The sequence below is a fragment of the Paenibacillus sp. NRS-1782 genome (assembly GCF_050467685.1).
GTDB lineage: Bacteria > Bacillota > Bacilli > Paenibacillales > Paenibacillaceae > Paenibacillus > Paenibacillus terrae_A.
Map to the genome: position 1 here is coordinate 22,692 of NZ_JBITPH010000014.1, position 23,629 is coordinate 46,320.

At 46.3% G+C, this 23,629-nt stretch carries 21 protein-coding genes, 1 pseudogene and 2 CRISPR repeat arrays (1 of these 24 running past the window's edge); of the genes and pseudogenes, 20 read left to right on the forward strand and 2 right to left on the reverse strand.

Annotated features, from left to right (window positions below; all coding sequences use genetic code 11):
- A CRISPR array of direct repeats spans positions 1-619; the repeat unit is 32 nt; unit sequence GTCGCACTCTATATGAGTGCGTGGATTGAAAT; it begins 23 nt to the left of the window's first position.
- Between the two features lie 123 nt (positions 620-742).
- The 18 genes and pseudogenes from cas6 to ACIFQM_RS05260 all read left to right on the forward strand — a co-directional run bounded on the left by cas6 (position 743) and on the right by ACIFQM_RS05260 (position 19,984).
- On the forward strand, positions 743-1,630 hold the full coding sequence (cas6, locus tag ACIFQM_RS05175; RefSeq protein WP_430049019.1) for a CRISPR system precrRNA processing endoribonuclease RAMP protein Cas6: 888 nt from the start codon (positions 743-745) through the stop codon (positions 1,628-1,630).
- A 239-nt stretch (positions 1,631-1,869) separates the two neighbouring features.
- Positions 1,870-2,739 carry a DUF6602 domain-containing protein gene (locus ACIFQM_RS05180; RefSeq protein WP_430065095.1) on the forward strand — a complete coding sequence of 290 codons (870 nt, stop codon included), beginning with the start codon at positions 1,870-1,872 and terminating at the stop codon, positions 2,737-2,739.
- Positions 2,740-2,746: 7 nt separating this feature from the next.
- Positions 2,747-4,834, forward strand: coding sequence for a Cas10/Cmr2 second palm domain-containing protein (locus ACIFQM_RS05185; RefSeq protein ID WP_430043607.1), 2,088 nt, complete (start codon positions 2,747-2,749; stop codon positions 4,832-4,834).
- Between the two features lie 17 nt (positions 4,835-4,851).
- Entirely contained in the window at positions 4,852-5,604 is a 753-nt protein-coding gene (locus ACIFQM_RS05190) for an RAMP superfamily CRISPR-associated protein (protein ID WP_430043605.1), read from the forward strand.
- Positions 5,597-6,565, forward strand: a complete 969-nt coding sequence (locus tag ACIFQM_RS05195; protein ID WP_430043602.1) for a hypothetical protein — start codon at positions 5,597-5,599, stop codon at positions 6,563-6,565. Before ACIFQM_RS05190 ends, ACIFQM_RS05195 begins: the two co-directional genes overlap by 8 nt.
- Before the next feature lies 1 nt (position 6,566).
- On the forward strand, positions 6,567-7,379 hold the full coding sequence (locus ACIFQM_RS05200) for a hypothetical protein (RefSeq protein ID WP_430043599.1): 813 nt from the start codon (positions 6,567-6,569) through the stop codon (positions 7,377-7,379).
- A gap of 207 nt (positions 7,380-7,586) precedes the next feature.
- Positions 7,587-7,950: direct repeats of the CRISPR family, unit length 32 nt; unit sequence GTCGCACTCTATATGAGTGCGTGGATTGAAAT.
- A gap of 140 nt (positions 7,951-8,090) precedes the next feature.
- A pseudogene (locus tag ACIFQM_RS05205) lies at positions 8,091-9,212 on the forward strand (IS3 family transposase).
- A gap of 419 nt (positions 9,213-9,631) precedes the next feature.
- The gene (gene hrpB / locus ACIFQM_RS05210; RefSeq protein ID WP_430065097.1) at positions 9,632-12,166 is read left to right on the forward strand and encodes an ATP-dependent helicase HrpB; all 2,535 of its coding nucleotides are present in this window, start codon (positions 9,632-9,634) and stop codon (positions 12,164-12,166) included.
- Between the two features lie 134 nt (positions 12,167-12,300).
- Positions 12,301-13,473: an acyltransferase gene (locus ACIFQM_RS05215; protein ID WP_430048015.1), complete on the forward strand. Its 1,173-nt coding sequence runs from the start codon at positions 12,301-12,303 to the stop codon at positions 13,471-13,473.
- Positions 13,474-13,639: 166 nt separating this feature from the next.
- On the forward strand, positions 13,640-14,278 hold the full coding sequence (locus ACIFQM_RS05220; protein WP_430039327.1) for a CatB-related O-acetyltransferase: 639 nt from the start codon (positions 13,640-13,642) through the stop codon (positions 14,276-14,278).
- 249 nt (positions 14,279-14,527) lie between these two features.
- Entirely contained in the window at positions 14,528-14,890 is a 363-nt protein-coding gene (locus ACIFQM_RS05225; protein ID WP_430039325.1) for a helix-turn-helix transcriptional regulator, read from the forward strand.
- Between the two features lie 19 nt (positions 14,891-14,909).
- Entirely contained in the window at positions 14,910-15,914 is a 1,005-nt protein-coding gene (locus tag ACIFQM_RS05230; protein WP_430039323.1) for a Gfo/Idh/MocA family protein, read from the forward strand.
- A 242-nt stretch (positions 15,915-16,156) separates the two neighbouring features.
- Positions 16,157-16,534 (forward strand): DivIVA domain-containing protein, encoded by a 378-nt coding sequence (locus ACIFQM_RS05235; RefSeq protein ID WP_430048016.1) that lies wholly within the window; start codon positions 16,157-16,159, stop codon positions 16,532-16,534.
- A gap of 99 nt (positions 16,535-16,633) precedes the next feature.
- Entirely contained in the window at positions 16,634-17,068 is a 435-nt protein-coding gene (locus tag ACIFQM_RS05240; protein ID WP_430039319.1) for an Rrf2 family transcriptional regulator, read from the forward strand.
- A gap of 23 nt (positions 17,069-17,091) precedes the next feature.
- Positions 17,092-17,595 (forward strand): metallophosphoesterase family protein, encoded by a 504-nt coding sequence (locus tag ACIFQM_RS05245; RefSeq protein ID WP_430039317.1) that lies wholly within the window; start codon positions 17,092-17,094, stop codon positions 17,593-17,595.
- 29 nt (positions 17,596-17,624) lie between these two features.
- On the forward strand, positions 17,625-17,951 hold the full coding sequence (locus tag ACIFQM_RS05250) for a (2Fe-2S) ferredoxin domain-containing protein (RefSeq protein WP_430039315.1): 327 nt from the start codon (positions 17,625-17,627) through the stop codon (positions 17,949-17,951).
- Between the two features lie 289 nt (positions 17,952-18,240).
- Entirely contained in the window at positions 18,241-18,843 is a 603-nt protein-coding gene (locus tag ACIFQM_RS05255) for a nitroreductase family protein (RefSeq protein ID WP_430039313.1), read from the forward strand.
- Positions 18,844-19,060: 217 nt separating this feature from the next.
- Positions 19,061-19,984 carry an NAD(P)/FAD-dependent oxidoreductase gene (locus ACIFQM_RS05260; RefSeq protein WP_430039312.1) on the forward strand — a complete coding sequence of 308 codons (924 nt, stop codon included), beginning with the start codon at positions 19,061-19,063 and terminating at the stop codon, positions 19,982-19,984.
- A gap of 10 nt (positions 19,985-19,994) precedes the next feature.
- Here the strand turns inward: ACIFQM_RS05260 and ACIFQM_RS05265 are convergent, their stop codons facing one another.
- Together ACIFQM_RS05265 and ACIFQM_RS05270 are read right to left on the reverse strand one after the other, a co-directional pair.
- Positions 19,995-20,324 (reverse strand): hypothetical protein, encoded by a 330-nt coding sequence (locus ACIFQM_RS05265; protein ID WP_430039310.1) that lies wholly within the window; start codon positions 20,322-20,324, stop codon positions 19,995-19,997.
- A 143-nt stretch (positions 20,325-20,467) separates the two neighbouring features.
- Positions 20,468-20,788 carry a winged helix-turn-helix transcriptional regulator gene (locus tag ACIFQM_RS05270; RefSeq protein ID WP_430048022.1) on the reverse strand — a complete coding sequence of 107 codons (321 nt, stop codon included), beginning with the start codon at positions 20,786-20,788 and terminating at the stop codon, positions 20,468-20,470.
- Positions 20,789-21,082: 294 nt separating this feature from the next.
- On the opposite strand from ACIFQM_RS05270, the gene zwf reads away from it, so the two are divergent.
- Positions 21,083-22,585 carry a glucose-6-phosphate dehydrogenase gene (zwf, locus tag ACIFQM_RS05275; protein ID WP_430065099.1) on the forward strand — a complete coding sequence of 501 codons (1,503 nt, stop codon included), beginning with the start codon at positions 21,083-21,085 and terminating at the stop codon, positions 22,583-22,585.
- A gap of 57 nt (positions 22,586-22,642) precedes the next feature.
- Positions 22,643-23,536 carry a phosphogluconate dehydrogenase (NAD(+)-dependent, decarboxylating) gene (gene gnd / locus ACIFQM_RS05280; protein ID WP_044645593.1) on the forward strand — a complete coding sequence of 298 codons (894 nt, stop codon included), beginning with the start codon at positions 22,643-22,645 and terminating at the stop codon, positions 23,534-23,536.
- The last annotated feature ends 93 nt before the right edge of the window (positions 23,537-23,629 follow it).

The window sequence follows — 23,629 nt, forward strand, 5'->3', positions numbered from 1 at the left end:
GATTGAAATTTGTCCCCTATGGGGCTAAAGCAATTCCCTGAAATTAAGTCGCACTCTATATGAGTGCGTGGATTGAAATTAAAGCAATCGTGTTGGTAGCACGATTTATTCTCAGTCGCACTCTATATGAGTGCGTGGATTGAAATATACCCTTCATATTTTTGGGGGGATGGAAAGGCAAGGTCGCACTCTATATGAGTGCGTGGATTGAAATTTCCAGATACTTAGGGAGAATAAGTGCAATTTCTTGTCGCACTCTATATGAGTGCGTGGATTGAAATTATTTATTCTTTTGGCTATTTGGTGCTGGTTCTTGGCGTCGCACTCTATATGAGTGCGTGGATTGAAATTTTCTTTTTATTACGGTTGTGTGCGTTTAGTATGGCGAGTCGCACTCTATATGAGTGCGTGGATTGAAATCTAGCATAAGCTCGGTAATTACCAATTCCAGGTCCGTCGCACTCTATATGAGTGCGTGGATTGAAATTTAAGTCTGCGGTTTTCATCAAGTTCAGCATTGAAGTCGCACTCTATATGAGTGCGTGGATTGAAATGGTAAGGATCGCTTTTGTTACCTTGGAAGGTAAGTCGCACTCTATATGAGTGTGTGGATTAAAATTGGAGTCCAACCACAGTATCATCAACGAATAAACGTCGCACTCTATAATGAATAATTAACAGGTGTAGGAGCTCTGAAAGATCGGTCACACCTTGTTTAACTAAATTGGATTTGGAGTAAATCATGAATAGACAAGCACCTATTTTTTCACTGGAATACTTACCGTTACTTATTCGACTGGAATGTAAGGAAACAACACGATTGCCTGCTTTTCTCGGCTCAACGCTTCATGGAGTGACAGGATGGGCGCTACTTCAACATTCGGAATCATATGCGTACTTATTCGAGAATCGCCGATTAGGTGGAGCTAAACAGGACATTGTCAACCCTTATATCATTGAGCCGCCTAGGCCAAAGTCTGTATACTATGCAGGGGATCAGTTATGCTTCAAATTAGTGTTGTTAGGAGATGCGATTCATTATGCCAGGCATTTAGTGACTTCGTTGGCTCAAGTACAAAGATTCGGGATTGGAGCGGAACGAAAGATTTTCGAACTGACAGACATTTTGCATGGTAATCAGTATGGATTGATTTGGAAACAAGGACAATTAGATATGAACGCGGCTACACCAGAAAACATTTCTGTTCATGCTCTGCAAGATCATGCTTCATGGTGCTCTATCCATATGGTGACCCCTGTTCGCATTCGGCGAGGTGGGGCGCTGGTGCAGGAGATTGATTTTCCTACCATCATTCGGAGTATTACGAGGAGAATTCAGACGTTGACCGAGCGTTATGGAGGTTACATGAACACGGATATATCCATGAAGGCGTGTGAACTTGCGAGCCATGTTCGAGCCGTGTCTGCCGCGTTGTATTTGAACCAGATGCACCGATACTCGAATCGAAACAAGGAATCCGTTGATTGGAGCGGCATGCTGGGTACACTAACATTTGAGGGAGAGCTTTCTCCCTTTACGCCTTGGCTGAACGCTGCACGCATGTTACATATCGGTAGGAACTCTACTCTTGGCTGCGGACAAATGGACGTAGTCTATAGGTCAATGTGATGTGATTTTACAACCTTGCAAAAATGGATTCTTGAATATTGGATGGTTGAACTTCTACGTGATCTGTAAGCTTTGATCGGTAGTGATTGTTGTACCTGCAAACTAAATTTCATAGGAATAACGAAAAATGCAATTTGGGATAAGGCTTAGGTTGCATTTTTTTATATGGGATTTTCAGGGAATCTGTTATACTATTAATAGCTGCACAACGTTATTTATAAGCGAAGGAGTGTTAAGGCGTGACGAGGGAATTATCATTTGATGAGAAGAAAGAGAAGATGATTAAAAATGTTACAGGAAATTATATTGAAGTGGAAAAATCTATAGTCAACCAGCTCTACATGAAGCACGATTTGCATGGAACGACGGTTGGCTCTGAGCGAGAGCTGATCTGGTCGCAATTGTTTGAAATGATTATTCCCAAGAAATTTGTCATTGAGCAATCGGTATTCATCATTGATTCTCAGGGTGGTGTGTCCAAGGAAGTAGATTTTGCTATTTTGGATGAAACATATACACCTTATATCTTCCGCTATGGGCGCATCAAGTTTGTTCCAATCGAAGCCATTGCGGCAGTTATAGAATGCAAGAGCCAGCAGCTTGAAGCAAGTTCCATTGAAAAATGGGCTGAAAGCATCAAGTCTTTGAAAACCTCGGGGCAATCTATCGCCCGCATTGCAATGGACATTGCTATGGAAGCTGTTAAAACACAAAAATCCACTCGTCCCCTCCGTTTATTGTGTGCCTTGAAGGAAAATTGTGGGGATGACATCAAGCAGCATTTTGATTTTACATTGCTCGCCTCCAGGAAAAATGGGGGAAATGAACGTATTGAGATTGAGTGTAATGCGGATGATACGTTGTTCTCCTGGTTCAAGAGTCTTAATTTTCATGAATTCACGATGGATGCAGCTTTAGAAGAGAAAGCATCAAAAATACTTGATGAAATTTCACTTGAAAACTACAAGGTACACGATCAGAATGGTCAAAGCATTTCACTCTTAACCTTTAATTTCCAATTGAATCAGCTATTAATGCTAATCAATAATCCTATTTTATTTCCGCATCGAGCATATGTAGATTTATTTGACCGAAAAGGAAAGGAATGAATTCCGAATGAGCTCATACGTGGTAGCTGTGTCGATGGACAAGGTGCAGTCCTTCTTATATTATGTGCTCCAAGCGCAGATACAGGAGAAACAAAGTAATAACGGGACTTTGAACACGATCATAGAATCTTCCAGATTAATTTCAGATCAGTTCTATCAGGATATTGGAATGGAGGGAGAGAGGGGTCCATTTGCCAAGCATATTGACGAAGAGTTGCTAAAATGTTCCGGCATGTGTGTGTTTGTAACTTCGCTTCCGGAGGATCAAATTGTTAAGAACCTCAATGGAATATTTGAAACGTATTATAAGAAATTGAGCGGGCAGATCTTCATGAAGTATGTGTATTTCAAGCAGACCGATTTAAAAAACAACAACCCATTGCAGGCGATTAAAGAAAGCAAGAAACGGCTGAGAGAGAAAGCTTGTTTTAACTCGATCATTGCACAGAATCGCGAATTATTGTTTATGTTTCATTCATCACCTGAGAGAGAACAAAAACGGGGTTTGACGACGTCATCGGTAACTAATGTTTTTAGTGCATTCACTAATACGATTAATGACTTGTATTCGAAACAGGATGAGAACAACGATAATCATTTCAGGGTTGCAGTCATTAAGGCTGACCTGGACGGGATGGGGGAACTTTTTAAGCAATTAGACAGTCATGAGACTTATAAGCAGGTAAGCGAACTGCTTTCGAAATACATATGTCTGGAATACTTGCATGATGGGGTAAAAAAATTTAAAAGAAATGATCCCGAATTCAGGCTGTACCCGCTGTATATTGCGGGAGATGATATTTTCTTTGCTGTGCCGACCTCCAAGCTCGTGGATGGGGTTAATCTGTGTAAAGATATTTTGAAGCAGATTAATGGAGAAATTGAACAAATTAACCGCAAGAGGGAAACAGGACTTCAACCATTGTCCATGAGCATTGGTATTGATTTTACATTCAACCGTGAGCCAATCCGGTACTACCATGAGAGGGTTCAGCAACAGCTTGATTTTGCCAAGAAAGCACCAAGCATGGTGGCTGTTGCAGGAGTTGTTCCGCTGTCCTGTATGAAGATCAGTATTAACGAATATGTGCTTTATCGTTATGATCTGGCATCAGACAGCTCAGGGCGCTTGAAACCAACCAAGAGTAAAATTACGCCGGAGCAAAAATTCAAGGAATTTCATGCGGAAAAGAACAATTGGAAGCACTTCGTTACACAAGTCAAACGGCTTCAGGATGCCATGGAGGAAGGTTTTGCTGCACATCACTTTTTCTACGGGCTTCTGAACAAAATTACAGATCCTAAAGTGTGCAATAACCTTATGAAATATAGCAATTCTGTGCTGTACCATGTGATTCCGCAATATCTGAATAGTAATAACCGCAAACTGAGAGAGTCGGAGCTGCTTATTCTTGAATCTATGCTGAAGCAAGTGGTTGTTAAAACTACGAAGTCGGGAAAGACAAGCAAAGAAGGAAAGCTGTCCTTCGGCATGGATCAACGCCGGCAACTTGAAAAGTATGTTCGGTTATTGCTGCTATTTGCCGATCCTCGGTTCAAGATTGTCCAGAAGAAGACTCGATCTGTTGCGAATGATTTTGATATTAAACGGGTGAGAAGTACGGTGTTTAACAAAACATTACGTTATCTGTTCGATCAAAACCTTGGGGGATCGAAGGATTGTAAAGTGTTTCGGGAGATTTTTGTAGAGTATACCAGATATACTCCATTGTCTGATGCTGGGAGTAAACGAGGTGGGGGCATCGGAAAAGAAACAGAGGTTGAAGTGTATCGTACTCTGCGTCTATCGAACTCTTTGTTGCATCGCTTCAAAGGCATGAATGACATTCAACGGGTGGCTGAGATGATCGAGGCAACGAATCCTCAGCAGAAAGAGGATATTATTACCATTGAGCAATTACGTCGAGAGGAGCATAAGGCTCCACCCGGGCTGTATTTTGATAAAGAAACATTTCTGCGGATGGCTCGAAGCCAGCAGATGTGGAAATCGGAATACATCGACTCATTGCTAATCTTTTACCAATTACGAGAGCAATTGATTCAATTAAGAGTACATCCAGCATACTCGAAATAGCCAGGAGGCAACAGAACATGGATACAGAGAAGACTACAGAGAAGAAAATTACAGTAAAAGTAACAACTCGCTCCAATCTCTTCATTGGCGGTTCTCCGGCAACGTTTGAAATCGGCGGTGTTGATCTGTTCACGGTTACGAACAAAGAGGGGCTGCCTTATATTCCCGCTTCTTCGTTTAAAGGAACTTTGCGCTACATTGTCCGGGAAATGCTTGAAGGTCATGGAGCTAGCGCAGAAATTGCTCAAGCATATAAACAATACTTGGAGAGACTTCGGGAGGAAAACAATCTGGAGTGTGAGAAATATGGTATTGAAGAGGAACGGATTCAACGGATGGATGAACGATATGGCAAGATCATTGAAAAGGCATCTGCCGAGGATTTGTTTGGAATCGAAGGATTTAATGATACGCCAAAGCTGCTGTTTAACGACCTGCTGCCAATAAGAGAAAAAGCAAATAAAGATGATTGGTTCTCCATTGATTCCAAAAACAGCATTGAACTCAGTAGTCAAGGCGGAATGCCACGAGTTCTTGCTAATCCTCGGACATACAGGGTTGTACGCCCGGGGGTTTCATTCGTGGGAGATGTGTTGCTCCATAACACTGAAAATTTAAACGGACAAAATATCGGGTCTCAAATTACAGATTTTATTAAAGAAGCCATGATCCAATTCAATTCAGGAATCTATCGCTTGGGTAATTCAGGTAGCCGAGGGTATGGCCGAGTGGAGATTGAATTTGTTGGGGAGGATTCCTGGCATGGCTGAATGGAAATATTACCGGATAGATATGGATTTGATGGGCAGGATGACTCAGCTTCCAGATTCCCAGAAAATGTTTGGAGCCTTGGTGCATCGCTTTTCAGAAACCTACTCTTCTGTACAAGCAACGCAGATGGTTGACAAGATAAAAGGTGGAGCGATGCCTTTGGCGCTGTCTAACATGCTCCCGCGTGGGTATTTGCCTGCTCCACATACGGAGTTAATACATCAGCTGAGCGTGGATGGTCAAGGCAACAAGAAAATGTATCAGGCATTGAAGAGGCGTTCATATGTGAAAAGCGGGCAGCTTGCTGAGTTGATGAGGGAACCGAGCCGGGCGAGCGACCTTTATCCCTATGCGCATATTGAGTTCACACAGCAGATTCACGCGTCAATTGACAGTAAGCGTTATAACTTGCCAGGCCTTGATCCCAACCTCTACTCTGTACCTGAAGTTATTGTGAAAGAGGTAACTCAAGAGGGGAAACAGGAGCAAACGATTTGCGAATTTTCGTTGTACCTCGCGATGGAGGAATGCCCTGAAGGAGATTTATTGCTCAAAATGTTGGAACTAGCTAGAGCTGAAGGTAAGACATTCATACTCGGGCCTCGTGGTTCTCAAGGTCTGAATACTTTCACAGTCACACAAATCCAAGAGGAATCTAGCGTAACACCGAATCAAACAGGTTATTATTTGAATCTGGGTATGCTGCTGCCCAAGAATATTGATTTTGATAGGTCCAGCCTCAAGCTGTTTACCTCAGAACGCAGACCATATAATCCGCCTGGGGGTTGGGACACTGGAAATAGCGGCAAGTTCATTAGTTTTATCGAAGCGGGTAGCATAGTATACGCACCAACAGGAATTGAATGTGCCGGGCACTCAATTCAGTCACCTTTTCATCCGCGAGATATAGTGTTTGGAAGTGCCTTGTTATACCCACTGAGTGAGAGGGAGGGGGATTGAAATGTCGCTCAAGAGATACGAGTATCGTTTAAAAACTCTGTCTAAGCTTGCCATGTCGCCAAGGGATCATCAAGGATTTTATTTGGCTGCTGGGGATTTCAAAAGGGAAAATATCTTGAAACGTATGTCTCCAGATGGCGATACCGATAAGAATGCGGAGGAGAACAAGGTTAATATTATCTATCCCTTTTATCAATATGGAGGATACTCCACATATAATCCAGATAGTACGCAATACTATATTCCCGGTTCTTCGCTCAAAGGTGCGATGCTCTCCCATTGTACGGGACAGTTTGCATCGAGGTTGTTGGTCGATGATATTCAGGTTAAGAGTAAAGATTTGCAGTTAACCCAGCTTAACAAGCTGCAAAATCTGTCAAAAGAAACGAACGAGTCAATTATACTGCAACCCTTCTTTTCCAATGTAGCTGTTGAGATGCTGGCGGCAGGATGTGAGTATATCGGAGAGTTGTTCTGTGAAGAGGAAATACATATATACTTACAGGCAGCTGGGAGAGGGACGATCCTTAAACTTTCACAATTGCGAGATAAGCTGAGTGTCGTCAGTAAGGAAATTCGAATTGATGATGATACTAGGAGATACGTTAATCAATTGAAAAATAATATACAATCCATCATAGATGATAGTCGCGAGGCATGTACATTACTGCTCGGAGGGTATAAAGGGCTTGCGTTATCTGGTGTGTTTAAGAATGCAGAGTTTGATAAGCTTGACACTGCGGTGTATGTGGATCTGCCGTCGTATTTACCACATGGAATTGTGCAGATTGAGGTATACCGAGAGGTAGACTGAATCAGGTGCGAACCTCAAGCTCACATGATTTTCCCGGGAGATTCGCACCTCAGATTTTGTCGAAAACAACGATTTCATAACCTTTTGGCAACACTAATATTGCGTTTATACCATTTTTTATCCTATGATGTAGGTATAACTTGTTAGAATCATTGAAAATACGTAATGATATTTATATAAAATGACTTTATTACGTGTAGTTTCGCAGTCGCACTCTATATGAGTGCGTGGATTGAAATTCCTATTTCAAGATCACTATGTAGAATTGCAAACGTCGCACTCTATATGAGTGCGTGGATTGAAATAAACTAATCGGAAATCTTTCTTTAGCCAATTCAAGGTCGCACTCTATATGAGTGCGTGGATTGAAATACTATGTCTCCTTAGCGATATTTTCTTCTGGCTTATGTCGCACTCTATATGAGTGCGTGGATTGAAATTTTTTCTTCATTGGTATTACTAGATTTATCAATCGTCGCACTCTATATGAGTGCGTGGATTGAAATATCGCTGTTGATGCATTACTCATTTACTTTTACGTCGCACTCTATATGAGTGCGTGGATTGAAATTGACCGGATGGGTTACAGCGCAGCGGATACATGGGGGTCGCACTCTATATGAGTGTGTGGTGGATCGGCTACACTAAGTTGGACAGAAAAAATAAGGGCTTGTAGAATAAACCTATCATGTTAAGGAGCGAATCTCTACAATGCCAAAACAACAACGACGTACCTTTACAGCAGAATTCAAAAAACAAATGGTGGGACTCTATGAAAATGGGAAATCCAGAGCAGCCCTTGTGGAGGAATATGGCCTCACAGCCTCAGCTCTAGACCGCTGGATCAAACAAGCTCAGACGACGGGTTCCTTCAAAGAGAAGGACAATCGCTCATCAGAAGAAAATGAGCTGATCGCTTTGCAAAAAGAGAACCAGCGTCTGAAAATGGAGGTGGATATTTTAAAGCAAGCCGCGCTGATCATGGGACGAAAGTAGCTATCATCCAGAATAATCAGGATAAATACTTGGTATCAGCCATGTGCGACGTCCTGCAAATCGCAAGAAGTACATTTTATTATGACGCCCAAGAACGAGCCACTGAAGATGATGTCACTGAAGCTATTGTGGATATCTTTCACAAGAATCGAAAAGCCTACGGCACACGCAAGATCAAAGTGAAGCTCCATGAGCGTGGGTTGATCGTCTCCAGACGTCGCATGGGCCGCATCATGAAAGAGCAAGGGCTCGTTTCCACCTACACGGTGGCACAATATAAGCCCCATAAAACGGCATGTAACGAAGCAACGACGGCGAATGTTTTGAGAAGCGGGAGTTTGAGCAAACGGAAGCTAAACGCTTCGTCGTCAGTGATTTGACGTATGTGAAAATCCAGAAGCGATGGCATTACATTTGTGTGCTGGTGGATCTGTTTAATCAAGAAATCATTGCTCATAGTGCAGACCCGAACAAGGACGCTGCTCTGATTACCCGTGCCTTCGCGACCGTTAAGGGTGATCTACATCAGATTCAATGGCTTCATACCGACCGTGGCAGCGAGTTCAAAAATCAAAAGATGGACGAGCTTCTGGAGACGTTTGAAATCGGTTGATCGCTAAGCATGAAAGGCTGTCCGTACGACAATGCCGTGGCTGAAGCCACCTACAAGATCATGAAAACAGAGTTTGTGAACCAGATGAACTTCCAGAGCCTTCGTCACTTGGAACTCGAACTATACGATTACGTCAACGGGTTCAACAAGCATCGCATTCAGAAACCTTAGACTATATGACGCCTGTTCAGTATCACCAAGAAGCCCTTAAAAAAGTTGTCTGATTTACTGTTGATAATCCAATCTCATCCACGGAACACGTAGGGCCAAGAAACATAGAACACAAGTATCCCAATTGCTTGGAATAGAAGAGTAATCCCTCCCCTCTTTCCCTTTTTCCCATGAATGCAGGACATCTTCTGGAGATTTATGCTACAGTGACGAAAGACCCTTTTTTATGATCCAATATGGTTGTACATATGTTTATACAGAGGAGTGCGTCCAGCTACGCGATTTGCTCCACGCTTGTCGTGAGTCGGGAGAGCAACAGCGCATTCGTCGCAAGCTGACTGAAAAATCGCTTCGTCATTCAAACCATAATAATTACAGGTAGTGAAAAATTCACAATAATGAAGCAAATTCGTTGCTTATCTAGAAACAACACTTAGATTCTACGCATCCGCGTATCATTGGAGAGATTTCATTGACAGATACAGATAAACAACTGCCTATCATTCAAATCATTCCCGAGCTTAAACATGCGCTGCAATCCCATTCGGCTGCCGTATTGATTGCACAGCCGGGGGCAGGCAAAACGACGGTTACGCCACTTGAATTGCTGCACGAGCCATGGCTGGCAAATCAAAAAATATTGATGCTGGAGCCAAGGCGTTTGGCAGCACGTGCAGCAGCGGCGCAAATGGCCAAAGTGCTGGGAGAACAAACGGGGCAGACGGTGGGCTACCGGGTTCGCATGGATACAAAAGTAGGTCCCCACACCAGGATTGAAGTGGTTACCGAGGGCGTGCTAACCCGGATGCTGCAAAATGATCAGGCGTTGGAGGGAATCGGCCTGATCATTTTTGATGAGTTCCATGAGCGTAGCCTGCATGCGGATTTGGGCTTGGCGCTTGCCCTGCAAAGTCAGGCGCTATTGCGGCCTGATTTAAAAATATTGATCATGTCTGCCACACTGGAGGCCGAGCCTGTATGCCGTCTATTGGGGGATGCTCCATTGCTGGAATGTCCGGGCACGGTATTTCCGGTAGAGACGCTTCATATATCCAAGCCTTCATCGACTACGTTAGAATCCTTTACGGCAGAGACGGTAGACAAGGCGCTTCATGCTCATGAAGGCGATCTGCTGGTATTTCTCCCGGGAGCCAGAGAAATTCATAGAACGGAACGTGAGCTGGCTTCAAGGAATCTTCCTGCACATGTCAAGGTGATTCCGCTGTACGGCAGTATGAAGCTGGAGCAGCAGGATGAAGCGATACGCCCGTCGGCTTCGGGCAGCCGAAAAGTCGTATTGGCAACCTCGATTGCCGAGTCCAGCTTGACGATAGCCGGAATTACGGTCGTAATAGACAGCGGGCTGTCGCGGGAATCCGTGTTCTCCGCGCGAACCGGCATGAGCCGTTTGACCACCGTCAAGGTGTCCAAAGCCTCCGCCGATCAGCGGCGCGGCCGGGCGGGCCGCCTTCAGCCGGGCGTATGCTACCGGCTGTGGAGCGCGCAGGAGCACGCCGCGCTCCCCGATGCCAGCCGCCCGGAAATCGCGGCGGCGGATCTGGCCCCGCTCGCGCTGGAGCTGGCCGCCTGGGGGGTCCGTGATCCAGCCGAGCTGGGCTGGCTGGATGCCCCGCCTGAGGCGGCGTACCGCCAGGCCACGGGCCTGCTGCGCCAGCTCGGCTGCCTGGATGCCGCAGCCGATGGCACGGCAGGCGGCATCACCGCGCACGGGCGCGAGGTGTCCGCCCTGGGCGCGCATCCGCGCCTCGGGCACATGCTGCTGCGCGCGGCCGCCCTCGGCCTGGCGCCGACCGCCAGCCGCCTCGCTGCGCTGCTGCAAGAGCGGGACCCGTTCCGCGCTCATGGCGGAACGGATTTGCGCTCGCGGCTGGACGCCCTGCGCGAGGCGGCTCACGCCCGCAGCACGCACAGCCTGGTGCAGGCGGCAGACGATACGGTGATTCGCCGTATCGTGCAGGAAAGTCGGCAGCTACTTGCTACGCTGCCGAAAGCAGCCGCAGGGCAGGACGAGCCTGACGGCTCCGGGGCCTGCGGGCTGCTGCTGGCCTTTGCGTATCCGGACCGGATCGCGCAGGGCCGGGGGGATGGCCGCTTTTTGCTGAGCGGCGGCCGGGGTGCGCGACTCCGACAGGTGGAGTGGATGTCGCGTTCGTCCTATCTCGTCGCCGCCGAAGTGGACGACGAGGGGGCAGACGGTGCCATTCAGCTGGCAGCCCCGATTGAACTGCAAGCGCTGATCGAGCATTGCAGTGAATTACTGCTGGAGAAAGCGAACGTATACTGGGATAGCTCAGCGTCAGCAGTAAGAGCCCGTAAGGTATTACAGCTCGGCGCACTCGTTTTAAAGGAAACCTCCTATGAGCGTCCTCCGACAGAGGAAATCGCTGCCGCCTTGATGCAGGGCGTGCGTGAACGGGGTCTAAAGCTGCTGTCCTGGAATCGGCAAACCCTTCAGTTACAGGCGCGTTTGATTTTTATGCATTTCTCATCGCCCGAGGATTGGCCAGACAGCACCGAGCCAGCATTACTGGATTCACTGGACTCATGGCTGCTGCCCTTTGCCCTTGGAGCCAAAAATGTATCCGATCTGCAACGGCTGGACGGTGCTGCCTTGCTGCTGGGCAGGCTGAATTGGGAACAGCGGCAGCAGCTTGAGCAGGAAGCGCCGACGCATATCCGTGTGCCCAGCGGTTCCCGTATTCCTGTGGATTATTCGAATCCCGAGGCGCCTGCGCTGGCAGTACGGCTGCAAGAGCTGTTCGGTATGCGGGATACACCGCGTATTGGGCGCGGACGCGTGCCGATTGTGCTGCATCTGCTGTCACCTGCGCAGCGACCTGTACAAGTGACTTCGGACTTGTCCAGCTTCTGGAGCGAGGCTTATTTTGAGGTCAAAAAGGATCTAAAGGGCAGATATCCCAAGCATTATTGGCCAGATGACCCACTGGAAGCCGTGGCGACCAACAGAGCAAAGCCCAAGCGTTAGACAGCAGCAGTCTCCCCGAAAGGGAAGGCTGCTGCTTTTGCTTGCACGCATTGGCACGTTTATCCTTCTATGTATTTTTACAGAATTGTCGTTATAATAGACTTATATATTTCTAGACATAACAGGAGAGTGACATGAGTCAAAAAGAGAGAATTTCCGAGGTCGCTTTGCTGAGAGGGCTGGCGTTTGCCGCCGTTGTTCTTCAGCATTCCGTCGCACATTATGCGGTTGCGCAGGGCGCGCGCATCCAGGATGGAGTTTTAATGACACTTTTACTGCTGTGTTCTAAATTTGCAGTTCCCGTGTTTGTGTTTATCACCGGGATGGTGTTATTTTACAATTATGATGGAGCTTTAAAGTATGGAACGTTTTTACGTAAAAGGTTCATGGACATCATCGTGCCTTATATCATATGGTCACTTGTATACGAATTGGGAAATCAGCTTGTTCAAAGTGAAGGGCAGCTTCACCCGCTAGATTTTTTTCAGAAGCTTTTGAATGGGAAAAGCAGCTATCATCTGTGGTATATCGTGATGATTATCCAGTGTTATGTGTTATTTCCGATGTTTCGATATGCAGTCCGCCGTTTGTCAGCGTTATTACCGTCCACATGGCGACCTGCTGCATTGGCTGGAGTCGGTGTGCTGTACATCATGCTCATGCTCGCGGTGGGGCCGATGTACCGATGGATGGATGGGCTCCAGCTTCCGGTGGTTACTTCCTGGTTCACCATCTATGCTGACCGTAATGTGGTTTACTTTTTCTTTTATTTTGTACTAGGCGCGGCAGCCGGGATGAATGTCCGGCGCTGGAATGCTTGGGTAACCAAGGCCCAAATCGTATACTGGCCGTTGTTTATTGTAATTACCGGCTACTTGCTGTATGAGATGATCGGTCTGTTTCAGACGCCGAGAGGCACGGTTCTTTCCTTTAACTATTTGTCTCTGCTGCGTCCAGTCATGGCTGTATATTGTGTCACGTCTATTTTTGTGGCTTACCGTGCGGCGACGTGGATCGCTCATAAGGGCGGACGTGCCGGGAGGTTGCTGACTACCATCGGGACGTTGTCCTATGGAGCGTATCTGATGCACGCCTTTATGCTGCGTGTCACGTACTCTTTTGACGAGGCGTTGTTTGCAGACTGGAGCCTGATTCTTCGCACGCTGGCTTCGTTCGTCCTTTGTATGGTCTTTTCCGTTGCGGGCACGTGGCTGTTGGCACGTCTGCCTCTGGGAAAATGGATTGTGGGGCTTCGAGTTCGTCCCCGCCCGGCCGCAGGTCCACCAGCCTTGCAAAAGCAAGCCTGATTTGTAATCCCGATCACATATTTTCACAAAAAGTATCCCGAAGCCCCTGTAACAAGGCCGTGGGATACTTTTGTTTTCTCCATTTGTTTAATGGTGTACATACTGTTAGACTTGGACGTGCCTTTTCATTGAAGGTGAATCTATATCATGATAGGGGTGTTGCTGCATGAGTGGTCCAGATCCAGGAAGCGTTTTCCCGATGAAAAATATTAGAAGTCTGTGTTTTTTGAAAAATGTAGTGGTTAATCCACATATCGAAATTGGGGATTATACTTATTATGACGACCAGCATAATCCGCTGGATTTTGAAAAAAACGTCCTTTACCATTTTGATTTTATAGGGGATAAATTAAAAATCGGTAAGTTTTGCGCAATTGCAACCCGGGCCAAATTTATTATGAATGGTGCAAATCACAATACAAATGCATTTACCACTTTTCCTTTTGGAGCGTTTGGTGGAGAGTGGGAGGTTGGCTTACCCAATTTAAGTGGAGGTTTCAAAGGGGATACCGTGGTTGGGAACGATGTTTGGATAGGCTACAATGCTACCATTATGCCTGGAGTTCATATAGGAGATGGAGCGATCATCGCATCCAATGCCGTGGTGACTAAAGATGTCTTGCCTTATTCTATTGTAGGAGGAAATCCGGCAAAATTAATTCGTTATCGGTTTGATGAGGAAACGATTGAACTGCTCAAAACACTAGAATGGTGGAACTGGGATATCCAAAAAATAACAGAATGTATTCCTGTTTTGACAAGTAACGATACAGATGCCTTAAGGAAATTAACGATGTCTTCATAATCTGTAGCTCTATTTTTTAGTCTTCATTATGTTATTTCAATATATGAAAAATTCATAATAGAAAAAAGACAAAATCATCGACCGCTACTTCGCCAACTATCTCACAACGCTTCACTTAATATCTCCCACCAACTTCAAACAGGTCACAAGCGAGAGATTGAAAATCCCCCTATCATTAGTGAATAGGCGCTGAGTGGTTTATAATGGAAGGCAAGATATAAAAGAATGGTGTGAGGAGGAGGCCGTGAAATGGCGTTTATGATATCCCAGCGGGCTTTTATCAAAATTTATCTGATCACAATGGTGGAGAAGCATCGCGGTTATGGATATCAGATGCTCGAATCGATGAAGGATGAGTTTAGTGGATTTGGATATGTTCCGCCTCAGAGTGAGGTCTATCGGGCGCTGCACGAGCTGGTGCAGGAGGGTGTCTTTTACCGTACCAAACGGCTAAAAGGGACAGATCCCCGCGTAGATTTTCAGGAAATTGTACTCTATCATTTTACAGATGATGGGGATGAGAAAGCGCGACTGTACAAGAAGCAGGTCAAAACCGATTTGGACCGTTGCTTAGGTATGCTGCACAAAGCGGAACAAGACAACTATTCCTGACCACGAAAGGATGAGAATGATGGGTAGAAAGCTGAAATGGGGAATTTTGGGCACTGCGGAGATTGCCAAAATTGCTGTAATTCCGGCGATTCAGCAATCCGAGCGCGGAGAAGTACTTGGGATTGCTAGTCGCAATGCGGATAAAGCCGCTGAGGCCGCCCAGGAGTTCGATATTCCGAAAAGCTATGGAAGCTACGAGGAATTGTTGGCTGATCCCGAAATCGGGGCGGTGTACATCCCGTTGCCGAACCATCTGCATGAAGAGTGGACGATCCGAGCCGCGGAAGCGGGGAAGCACGTTTTGTGCGAAAAACCATCCTCTCTTAGCTCAGTTGGGACAAGCTTCATGATTGAAGCCTGTAAAAGTGCAGGAGTCATTTTTGCAGAAGCTTTTATGTATCGCTATCATCCGAAGCATCGAAGAATTAAGGAAATCATCAATAGCGGGGAAATCGGCGACATTCGCGGCATGCATTGCACATTTACGTTTAACAATGCCGATCAGGCAGATAATGTGCGCTTCAATAAAAGCATGGGCGGTGGATCGTTGTACGATGCGGGCGTATATCCGATTTCGGCGGCCCGTATGTACTTGGACCGGGAGCCGGAAGCGGTGACAGTACATGCTTTATTTTCACCAGAGCATGACAATGTCGATATGATGGCATCCGGCCTGCTGGAGTTTCCGGGCGGGGTGAACCTTACCTTTGATTGTGGCATGTGGGCAGCGAACCGTTCCAATATGGAGGTTCTGGGTAGCAAAGGGACGATTGCGATGCCTAAAATGTTCGGCTGGGAAAGATCATCTGTCGTCCCGCAAATTTTCGTCCATGTCGGTTCGGTTACACGTGAGGAAAGACTTAAAGGCTACAATTCCTTTGAGCTGCAAGCGGATGCTTTTGCCAAAGCGGTGCTTGACGGTGTTCCGTTGCCGTATGAACCCGAAGATGCGGTAAGCAATATGAAGGTGATCGACGCTTGTATCGAGTCGGCCCGCAGCCGAAAACGGGTAGAGATCGGATAAGCCGGATAGACGAGTCCTCAGAAAGCATAAAAAAGCAGCCTGTCACAGGGACAGGCTGCTTTTTTAGATCAACGAATACATAGGCTATAGGTAAGCGTAAAGTGTTCAACAAATTACATATGTTCATCGTAATGCGTATGCTCTTTTATACCCGCTCACAGGACTGAGCAATCAGCAGAGACTTTTATTCCCGATGCAGAATGTGATATAAAAAGAATAGTGTGTTAAGGAGGGAATAACCGATGGATGAACATATGAAGCGTCGTCTGGATAAGCAAAAGCAGTTGTTTAAGCAACTGGGGATTCAGCTGGACGCGCTCTCTATCCATGAAAAACAGTTTAAAAATAAAATGCGCGGCTATGATCCTGATGAGGTGGACGCCTTTCTGGATGAAGTGATAAAGGATTATGAACGCTTCTATGCGAACATAGCCGATTTGATGGACAAGTGGCAGGAGCAGCAGGCAACGATACGAGATTTGAAAAACACACCCAAGCCTGCCGCCGATTATAACGCGCTTGACCGACGCCAGCTGGAGGACATCGTTAAGCAACTGGAGTATAGCGTCCGCCAGCTAAAGGTGCGAGTACGCCCTGAAAATGACTATTTTCCGGAGTAAGGAGCAGTAAGCGCTGTGTCGGTGCCTCTCATTGTGGTATGATGGAACTATCCATATGTACACAAACATTAATGAGGCACACATATAAAGGTGGTTAACATGAGTACCCATTTTTCCGTTAGTATCCATTGTCTGCTTCTTCTGGCTGAAGGAGCGCCGGAGCGGATGACTTCGACACTTGTCGCTTCCAGTATCAATACGAATCCGGTCGTTGTTAGAAGAATCATGAGCCGACTTAAGCAAGCTGGTCTGGTTGATTCCTCACCAGGAGCACGGGGCTTTCGTCTGAGCATGTCCAGTTCAAATATTAATCTTAAAATGATATATGAAGCGACCAAAGACGACGGTCCACTGTTCACTATCCATAGTGACAGCAATCACAATTGTGAGGTAGGCAAGAACATCGACGCTTTGCTGGACGGATTATATACCGTAGCAGAGCAGAAAATACAGGCGTTTTTCGAGACGGTTACGCTGCGGGATCTGGAGCAGGCGCTTCAGCAGCGGGTCGAGCAGCAGAGCCCATCCGTGTAAAGACGCTGGTAAGGAGAATTGCTATGAAAATCATCGTACTTTCAGATACTCATATGCCGCACCGAGGCAAAGCGCTTCCTGGTCGGCTGGTACAGGAGCTCAAGGGCAGCGATCTCATTCTCCATGCCGGAGACTGGACGGATTGGTTCATATATGAAAGGCTATCCGAATTTGCACCTGTGCAAGGGATTGCAGGAAATAATGATGGAGTAGACATCATAGAGCGTCTGGGCTATCAAAGAATCGTTGAAGTCGAGGGTAAACGGATCGGTATGGTCCACGGTCACGGCTGGCGCGGCTCGACAGAGAATATCGCACTGAATACGTTTAAGGGAGAAATGCTGGATTGCCTGATTTACGGACATTCGCATATTCCGGTTGTCAAAAAGTTGGACGGCTTGCTCGTCCTCAATCCCGGATCTCCGACAGACAAGCGCAGCGAGGACGAATATTCATTTATCGTGCTGACGATTGAAGCCGGGCAGATGGATGCACAGCTTGTTCTTTATCCAGATAGGCATGAATAAACCAACAACCGTTGATTAAAGGGGAAGCTATGGCTATTTTTGAATTGGAACCGATGAAGCATCATGTGTTGATTTGTAATGGAGGCACGTGTATGCGACATGAAGGCGAGGAAGTTACACAAGCAATTCGGGATGAAATCCGTGAACAAAACGCAGAAGCTTATATTCATACGACCCGAACTCGTTGTAATGGTCGTTGTCACGATGCTGCGGTTGTGATCGTATACCCTCAAGGGGACTGGTATGGTCAGATGACGCCTGCTGCGGGCACAGAACTGGTGCAGAAGCTTGTTGCAGGAGAGAAGCTGAAACCACATCTTTTTCACACAACCAACTATAAACAAGAACGTGAGTAGAGAAAATCTTTGCGGAGATTTTCTTTTTTTGCGTTTAATCCCTGACCTGAAAGGTAAAAGTATACTGTGGATACCAATCGATAGGGAGGGAAGCGAAAATCGGGATCACGCTGAGCAGTACCCAACGGAGCAGGAGAGCTTGTTCGATCAATTTGAAAGTGAACAGAATGGCGGCGCATCATGAATCAAGGAACTGGTAATATTTAAAAATAAATCTCTTGACTTAAAGACAAATACAATATATATTTAGTTACGAAAAGTAATTAATTTTTCTCAGGAGGTAACAAAAATGTCTAAAGATTTCTTCACAGCTCTGAAAGAAAGACGCTCCTATTACGGTATTAGCAAAGAACAAGTCATTTCCGACCAACGGATTCAAGAGATTGTAGAGGAAGCTGTTAAATATACACCTACCTCTTTCAACTCCCAAACTTCACGTGCAGTTGTACTGCTCGGAGAGCATCACGACAAACTGTGGAATATTACAGAACATATTTTGCGCGAAGTTGTAGGCAATGAAGAGCAATTTAAATCTACTGCTGAGAAAATGAACGGCTTCCGTAGCGGCTACGGTACTGTATTGTTCTTTGAAGACAACAATGTAGTGACTGGTTTGCAACAACAATTTGAGGCTTATGCGGATAATTTCCCAATCTGGTCTAACCAATCCAGCGGCATGCTGCAATTGGTGGTATGGACAGCTCTGGAGCAAGAAGGACTGGGCGCATCCCTTCAGCATTACAATCCTTTGATCGACGAAAAAGTGAAAAATGAATGGAACATTCCTGAGCATTGGAAACTGATTGCTGAATTGCCATTCGGTAAACCGACATTCCAACCAGGTGAAAAAGAATTCCAACCTGTTGAAGAACGCGTAAAAACGTTTAAATAAGCCAGACGATGCAACGACGATTCATGCTCGCCTGATCAAAGCACTGTGGATATCCACAGTGCTTTTTGTCATTCCATTTTTAAGGAGTGAGCTTCTGGATATGTATTTTTCTGGAACGGGATGATTCAGGGGTTAATTCAGGCGGAAGCGGGTGATGCTACGTTTAAATTTGTATGAGAGGGCTACATAGGTGTTATTGATGAGGGAGGAAAAATATATGCCATTCGATTGCATTATTGTTGGCGGAGGGATTGCCGGGCTGCAAGCAGCCATTCAATTGGGAAGATACAGCAGCCATCGGGTTCTAGTGATAGATTCGGGCTATGGTCGTTCTACGTTGTGCCATCAGTATCATAATATTTTGGGCTTTCCTGACGGGATTTCAGGTGAGGAGCTGCGACGGCTTGGACGTAGTGAGGCCATGAGGCTAGGTACTGAATTTGTTCAAGGTAAGGTGGTAAAGGCTGCCAAGAGAGATGAGCTTTTTGCCATTCAAGTGGAAGAGGGAACGGTGTATTCCTCAAAGACGCTGCTGCTGGCAACGGGGCTGACCGATCGCTTTCCAAAGCTGGAGGGACTTCTGGCCTGCTTGGGCAATAGCGTATATATCTGCCCGGACTGTGACGGATACGAGGTTCAGGATCGTAGTACGGTCGTGATGGGGGCGGGAAAAGCCGGGGCTTCCATGGCTCTGATTTTATCGGCGCGTACCGACCACCTGGTTTATGTGAATCATGAGCGTTCAGAGGTGCCGGACGAGCTGATGATGAAGCTGCGCGAGAAAGGAATAGGATACAAGGAGGAAGCCATTTCCAGAATCATGACCGGAGAACCGGGACATTTTGAAGGAGTCCGACTGGCTAATCGAGAGGTTGTCCGGGCGGAGCGGGGCTTTTTGGCCTTTGGAGGTAGCCAAGTCCATTCAGAGCTGGCCAAGCAGTTGGGCGTGCACTTGCTGGATAACAAGCATATTGAGACACACCCCCGCAGCAAAATGACCAATGTAGAGAATGTATGGGTAGCCGGAGATTTGGGGGCCCATGCCGAGCAAGCGACTGTCGCGATGGGAGAAGGAGCAATGTCAGCAATCTGGATACACAAAGTATTATCCGGTATAAAAACAAAAATACCGCAGCTCTAAGAGCTGCGGTTTACAACGGTGGACGTGTACCGGTATGAAGATGAAGACCGAAGCGCTCCAATTGCTCGCTCATACCATACTTGCGCAAAATTTCCGTTTGCTTGCTGCCGATCAGGTCAAAATGGGGATAGGGCTGACGTTGGTGAATATATTGGGGGTCCAAACCATTATGGCTGCACCATAAACGAAGCTTGTCCACATTGGAACAACCCACCTTGGTTACGGTTGTAATACCTGGAAAGCGGTCATCCAGCCAGTAATGCGTCAGAAAACCAATTTCGCCGCGACTGACCTCTCTTTTCCAGGCTGAAAGCTCTTGTCGGTTAATACCAAACGCCATCGAGTCTCATCCTTCCTTGTTCCTTCCGAAATCATGAGCGGTCGGGTAGGTGTACCATTATTTTCGTATTATAGCCCTGTATTACGCTTCCTAAAGGGTAACACAATAACAGGAGACCATGTATGACGATCTCCTGTTAGCGGTTAGAGCCATCTTTCGGCCCAGATCTCTACACCATTCAATGCATCACCGAGCTCTTTACCCTTGCGTGTAAGCGAATACTCGGTACGCACGGGCCGCTCTGTAATGACATTGCGAAGGATCAGGCCACTAAGTTCCAGCTCCTTAATGCGTTCGTTCAGCATACGTTTGCTAAGATCAGGTATGGATACATGAATTTCACTGAATCGTTTGGGATGTTCCATCAAAGTATGAATGATGAGAGCGGTCCATTTTTTGCTGATGATCTGAAAGGACTGTTCCACCTTGCCGCACAAAAGCTTAGGCTGCCTGTCGTCGCTCATCGGAATCCCCTCAATTTCATTGATTATTTTAAAAACAGTATACTAAAAGTAACTCTCTATACCAATAGTAACTATCTTGGTTTGTGTCAACTGTGACATTTTTAACATTTTTTTCTCATTCCTTGCGTCAATCATACCACAGAAAACGTTATCATTACAGGAAATATCGACTGTTCACGATTTCGCTAAAATTTGATTGACTTGCCCCTTATTTTGGGTGTATTATGGGTTACGTTAATTCCTCAGGTAACTTTTAATAACCTCATCTTTTATAATGGGAAGAAGGAATAAATCATGGATTCAATGACTTTTGTCTTATTTGGAGCGACAGGGGATTTGGCTAAACGTAAAATCTACCCTGCCTTGTATAATTTGTTCGTAGAAGGTAAAATTCCGGCTTCCTTTTCTGTAATTGGTATGGGGCGTCGTGAAGTGGCTGACGAACAGTTTCAAAGTAATGTAGAACAATCCATTAAGGATTTTTCCAGACACGTGAATAATGACCGTGCACAGATGGATCAGTTCTTGAGCGCTTTCCGCTACAGTGCATTGAACGTCAATCACCCTGAAGATTATAAAAAGCTGTTACAGCTTGCTGAGCAACGTGAAAATGACTTGGGAATTCCGGGGAACCGCATGTTTTACTTATCGGTGGCACCGGAATTTTTTGATGTGATTGCCCTCAACATCCGAGAAAGCGGTCTGGCTGAAACGAAGGGCTGGAAACGGCTTATTATCGAAAAACCATTCGGACATGATCTGGAATCGGCACGTGAGCTGAATGATCGCTTAAGCAGAACGTTTGCCGAGGATGAAATTTATCGTATTGACCATTACCTGGGTAAGCCGATGGTGCAAAACCTGGAAGCCTTGAAATTTGCTAATCCATTGCTTCAGGGTGTGTGGAACAATCAATACATTGCCAATGTGCAAATTACTGCTTCCGAAACTGTAGGCGTCGAGGAACGCGCAGGATATTATGATCACTCCGGAGCTATTCGGGACATGGTGCAGAATCACATGCTGCAAGTGCTGATGATGGTGGCTATGAATAAGCCGGGACATGTAACGGCAGATCAGGTGCGTAACGAAAAAAGCAAGGTTATGGAGGCGTTGCGTGCGCTCGATCCTTCCGATATTGCTTCCAGCGTGGTGAGAGGCCAATACACGAACGGTGAGATTAACGGAAAAACAGTTCCTTCCTATAAAGAAGAGCCGGACATTGGACCGGACTCACAAAATGATACTTTCATTTCAGCTCGCCTGTGGATTGACAATGAGCAATGGTCAGGTGTGCCGTTCTATATTCGCACAGGCAAACGCATGAAGGAAAAATCCACACGGATCGTCGTGGAATTTAAAAAGGATAGCACAGACCCGTACGCGGCTCAAGGGCAGCCTTCCGAGCCGAACTTGCTTACGATTCATGTGAATCCCGACGAAAAGGTAACACTGCGGCTGAACAGTAAGGACCCGCTGAATAACGGTCAGCTGGAGACGGTGCTGATGAATTATGCATCAGAGGCCAAGGATGTACCGGAAGCTTATGAACGCCTCATCTTTGACGCGCTGCGCGGCGACTCCACCTATTTTGCTCACTGGAATGAAGTTGAGCTTTCATGGATGTGGGTACAGCCAGTGCTGGAAGCTTTTGCTCGTGGCGAAGTTCCACTTCATACCTATGCGGCAGGCTCCTATGGTCCAGAGGCTTCTAACCAATTGTTGGAGGAACAGGGCTTTGCATGGTGGCTGGACCAAAAGTCAGAACGTTCTGAAAAAGCGGTTGTTCGTTCGTAAACATGTACACATCACTACATTGAGAATATATTTTTGCTACGGCAGGAGGCCTTTACAATGCAAGTTGGATTAATCGGTTTGGGAAAAATGGGCTTAAATCTCGGAAAAAACTTGATCGATCACCAGCATGAAGTTGTCGCTTACGACGTCAATGCAGCAGCGATTCAAGAAATGAAGGATTACGGTGCTACAGGTGCTTCCACACTGGAAGAGCTTGTGCAGGCGACCCAATCCCCAAGAGTACTGTGGATTATGGTCCCCCATCAAATTGTTGATTCCGTGCTGGATCAGCTTCAACCGATTTTGTCCAAAGGGGACATTATTATTGAAGGTGGTAACTCTCATTACAAAGAGTCGATTGCTCGTCATGCCCGTCTGAAGGAATACGGTATCAGCTTCATGGATGCCGGAACCTCCGGCGGTATGGAAGGTGCGCGCAGTGGCGCTTGTTACATGATCGGCGGCGACCCGGAAGCATGGGCGTTTGTTGAGCCTATTTTCCGCGATACAGCGGTGGAAAATGGTTATCTGTATGCAGGTAAATCCGGTAGCGGACATTTTCTCAAAATGGTTCACAACGGTGTGGAATATGGCATGATGGCCTCCATTGGTGAAGGCTTTGAAGTGCTGGAAAAAAGCAGCTTTGACTTCGATTATGAGCAAGTGGCACGCGTTTGGAACAACGGTTCCGTTATTCGCTCCTGGTTGATGGGCTTGACCGAGCGTGCATTTTCCAAGGATGCAAATCTGGATGAAATTCGCGGGGTTATGCACTCTTCCGGCGAAGGCAAATGGACGGTTGAGGAGGCACTGGACATTCAGGCGGCAACTCCGGTTATTGCGTTGTCCCTGCTGATGCGTTACCGTTCTCTGGATGCAGATACGTTCAATGGGAAAGTCGTTGCCGCGCTGCGTAATGAATTTGGCGGTCATGCAGTAGAAAAGAAATAGTAACGATATAATTTAGCATGGGTCCCCGCAGCTTCAAAACTGCGGGGATATTGCTATATGCCTTTGCCTTGCGCTTTTTTTGCTTTATGCATA

Excerpts from the sequence above, each read along its gene's own strand:
- cas6 (WP_430049019.1), top strand. The coding sequence starts at position 743 with ATGAATAGACAAGCACCTATTTTTTCACTGGAATACTTACCGTTACTT.
- ACIFQM_RS05185 (WP_430043607.1), top strand. The coding sequence starts at position 2,747 with ATGAGCTCATACGTGGTAGCTGTGTCGATGGACAAGGTGCAGTCCTTC.
- ACIFQM_RS05190 (WP_430043605.1), top strand. The coding sequence starts at position 4,852 with ATGGATACAGAGAAGACTACAGAGAAGAAAATTACAGTAAAAGTAACA.
- ACIFQM_RS05195 (WP_430043602.1), top strand. The coding sequence starts at position 5,597 with ATGGCTGAATGGAAATATTACCGGATAGATATGGATTTGATGGGCAGG.
- ACIFQM_RS05200 (WP_430043599.1), top strand. The coding sequence starts at position 6,567 with ATGTCGCTCAAGAGATACGAGTATCGTTTAAAAACTCTGTCTAAGCTT.
- ACIFQM_RS05215 (WP_430048015.1), top strand. The coding sequence starts at position 12,301 with ATGAGTCAAAAAGAGAGAATTTCCGAGGTCGCTTTGCTGAGAGGGCTG.
- ACIFQM_RS05220 (WP_430039327.1), top strand. The coding sequence starts at position 13,640 with ATGAGTGGTCCAGATCCAGGAAGCGTTTTCCCGATGAAAAATATTAGA.
- ACIFQM_RS05225 (WP_430039325.1), top strand. The coding sequence starts at position 14,528 with ATGGCGTTTATGATATCCCAGCGGGCTTTTATCAAAATTTATCTGATC.
- ACIFQM_RS05230 (WP_430039323.1), top strand. The coding sequence starts at position 14,910 with ATGGGTAGAAAGCTGAAATGGGGAATTTTGGGCACTGCGGAGATTGCC.
- ACIFQM_RS05235 (WP_430048016.1), top strand. The coding sequence starts at position 16,157 with ATGGATGAACATATGAAGCGTCGTCTGGATAAGCAAAAGCAGTTGTTT.
- ACIFQM_RS05240 (WP_430039319.1), top strand. The coding sequence starts at position 16,634 with ATGAGTACCCATTTTTCCGTTAGTATCCATTGTCTGCTTCTTCTGGCT.
- ACIFQM_RS05245 (WP_430039317.1), top strand. The coding sequence starts at position 17,092 with ATGAAAATCATCGTACTTTCAGATACTCATATGCCGCACCGAGGCAAA.
- ACIFQM_RS05250 (WP_430039315.1), top strand. The coding sequence starts at position 17,625 with ATGGCTATTTTTGAATTGGAACCGATGAAGCATCATGTGTTGATTTGT.
- ACIFQM_RS05255 (WP_430039313.1), top strand. The coding sequence starts at position 18,241 with ATGTCTAAAGATTTCTTCACAGCTCTGAAAGAAAGACGCTCCTATTAC.
- ACIFQM_RS05260 (WP_430039312.1), top strand. The coding sequence starts at position 19,061 with ATGCCATTCGATTGCATTATTGTTGGCGGAGGGATTGCCGGGCTGCAA.
- ACIFQM_RS05265 (WP_430039310.1), bottom strand. The coding sequence starts at position 20,324 with ATGGCGTTTGGTATTAACCGACAAGAGCTTTCAGCCTGGAAAAGAGAG.
- ACIFQM_RS05270 (WP_430048022.1), bottom strand. The coding sequence starts at position 20,788 with ATGAGCGACGACAGGCAGCCTAAGCTTTTGTGCGGCAAGGTGGAACAG.
- zwf (WP_430065099.1), top strand. The coding sequence starts at position 21,083 with ATGGATTCAATGACTTTTGTCTTATTTGGAGCGACAGGGGATTTGGCT.
- gnd (WP_044645593.1), top strand. The coding sequence starts at position 22,643 with ATGCAAGTTGGATTAATCGGTTTGGGAAAAATGGGCTTAAATCTCGGA.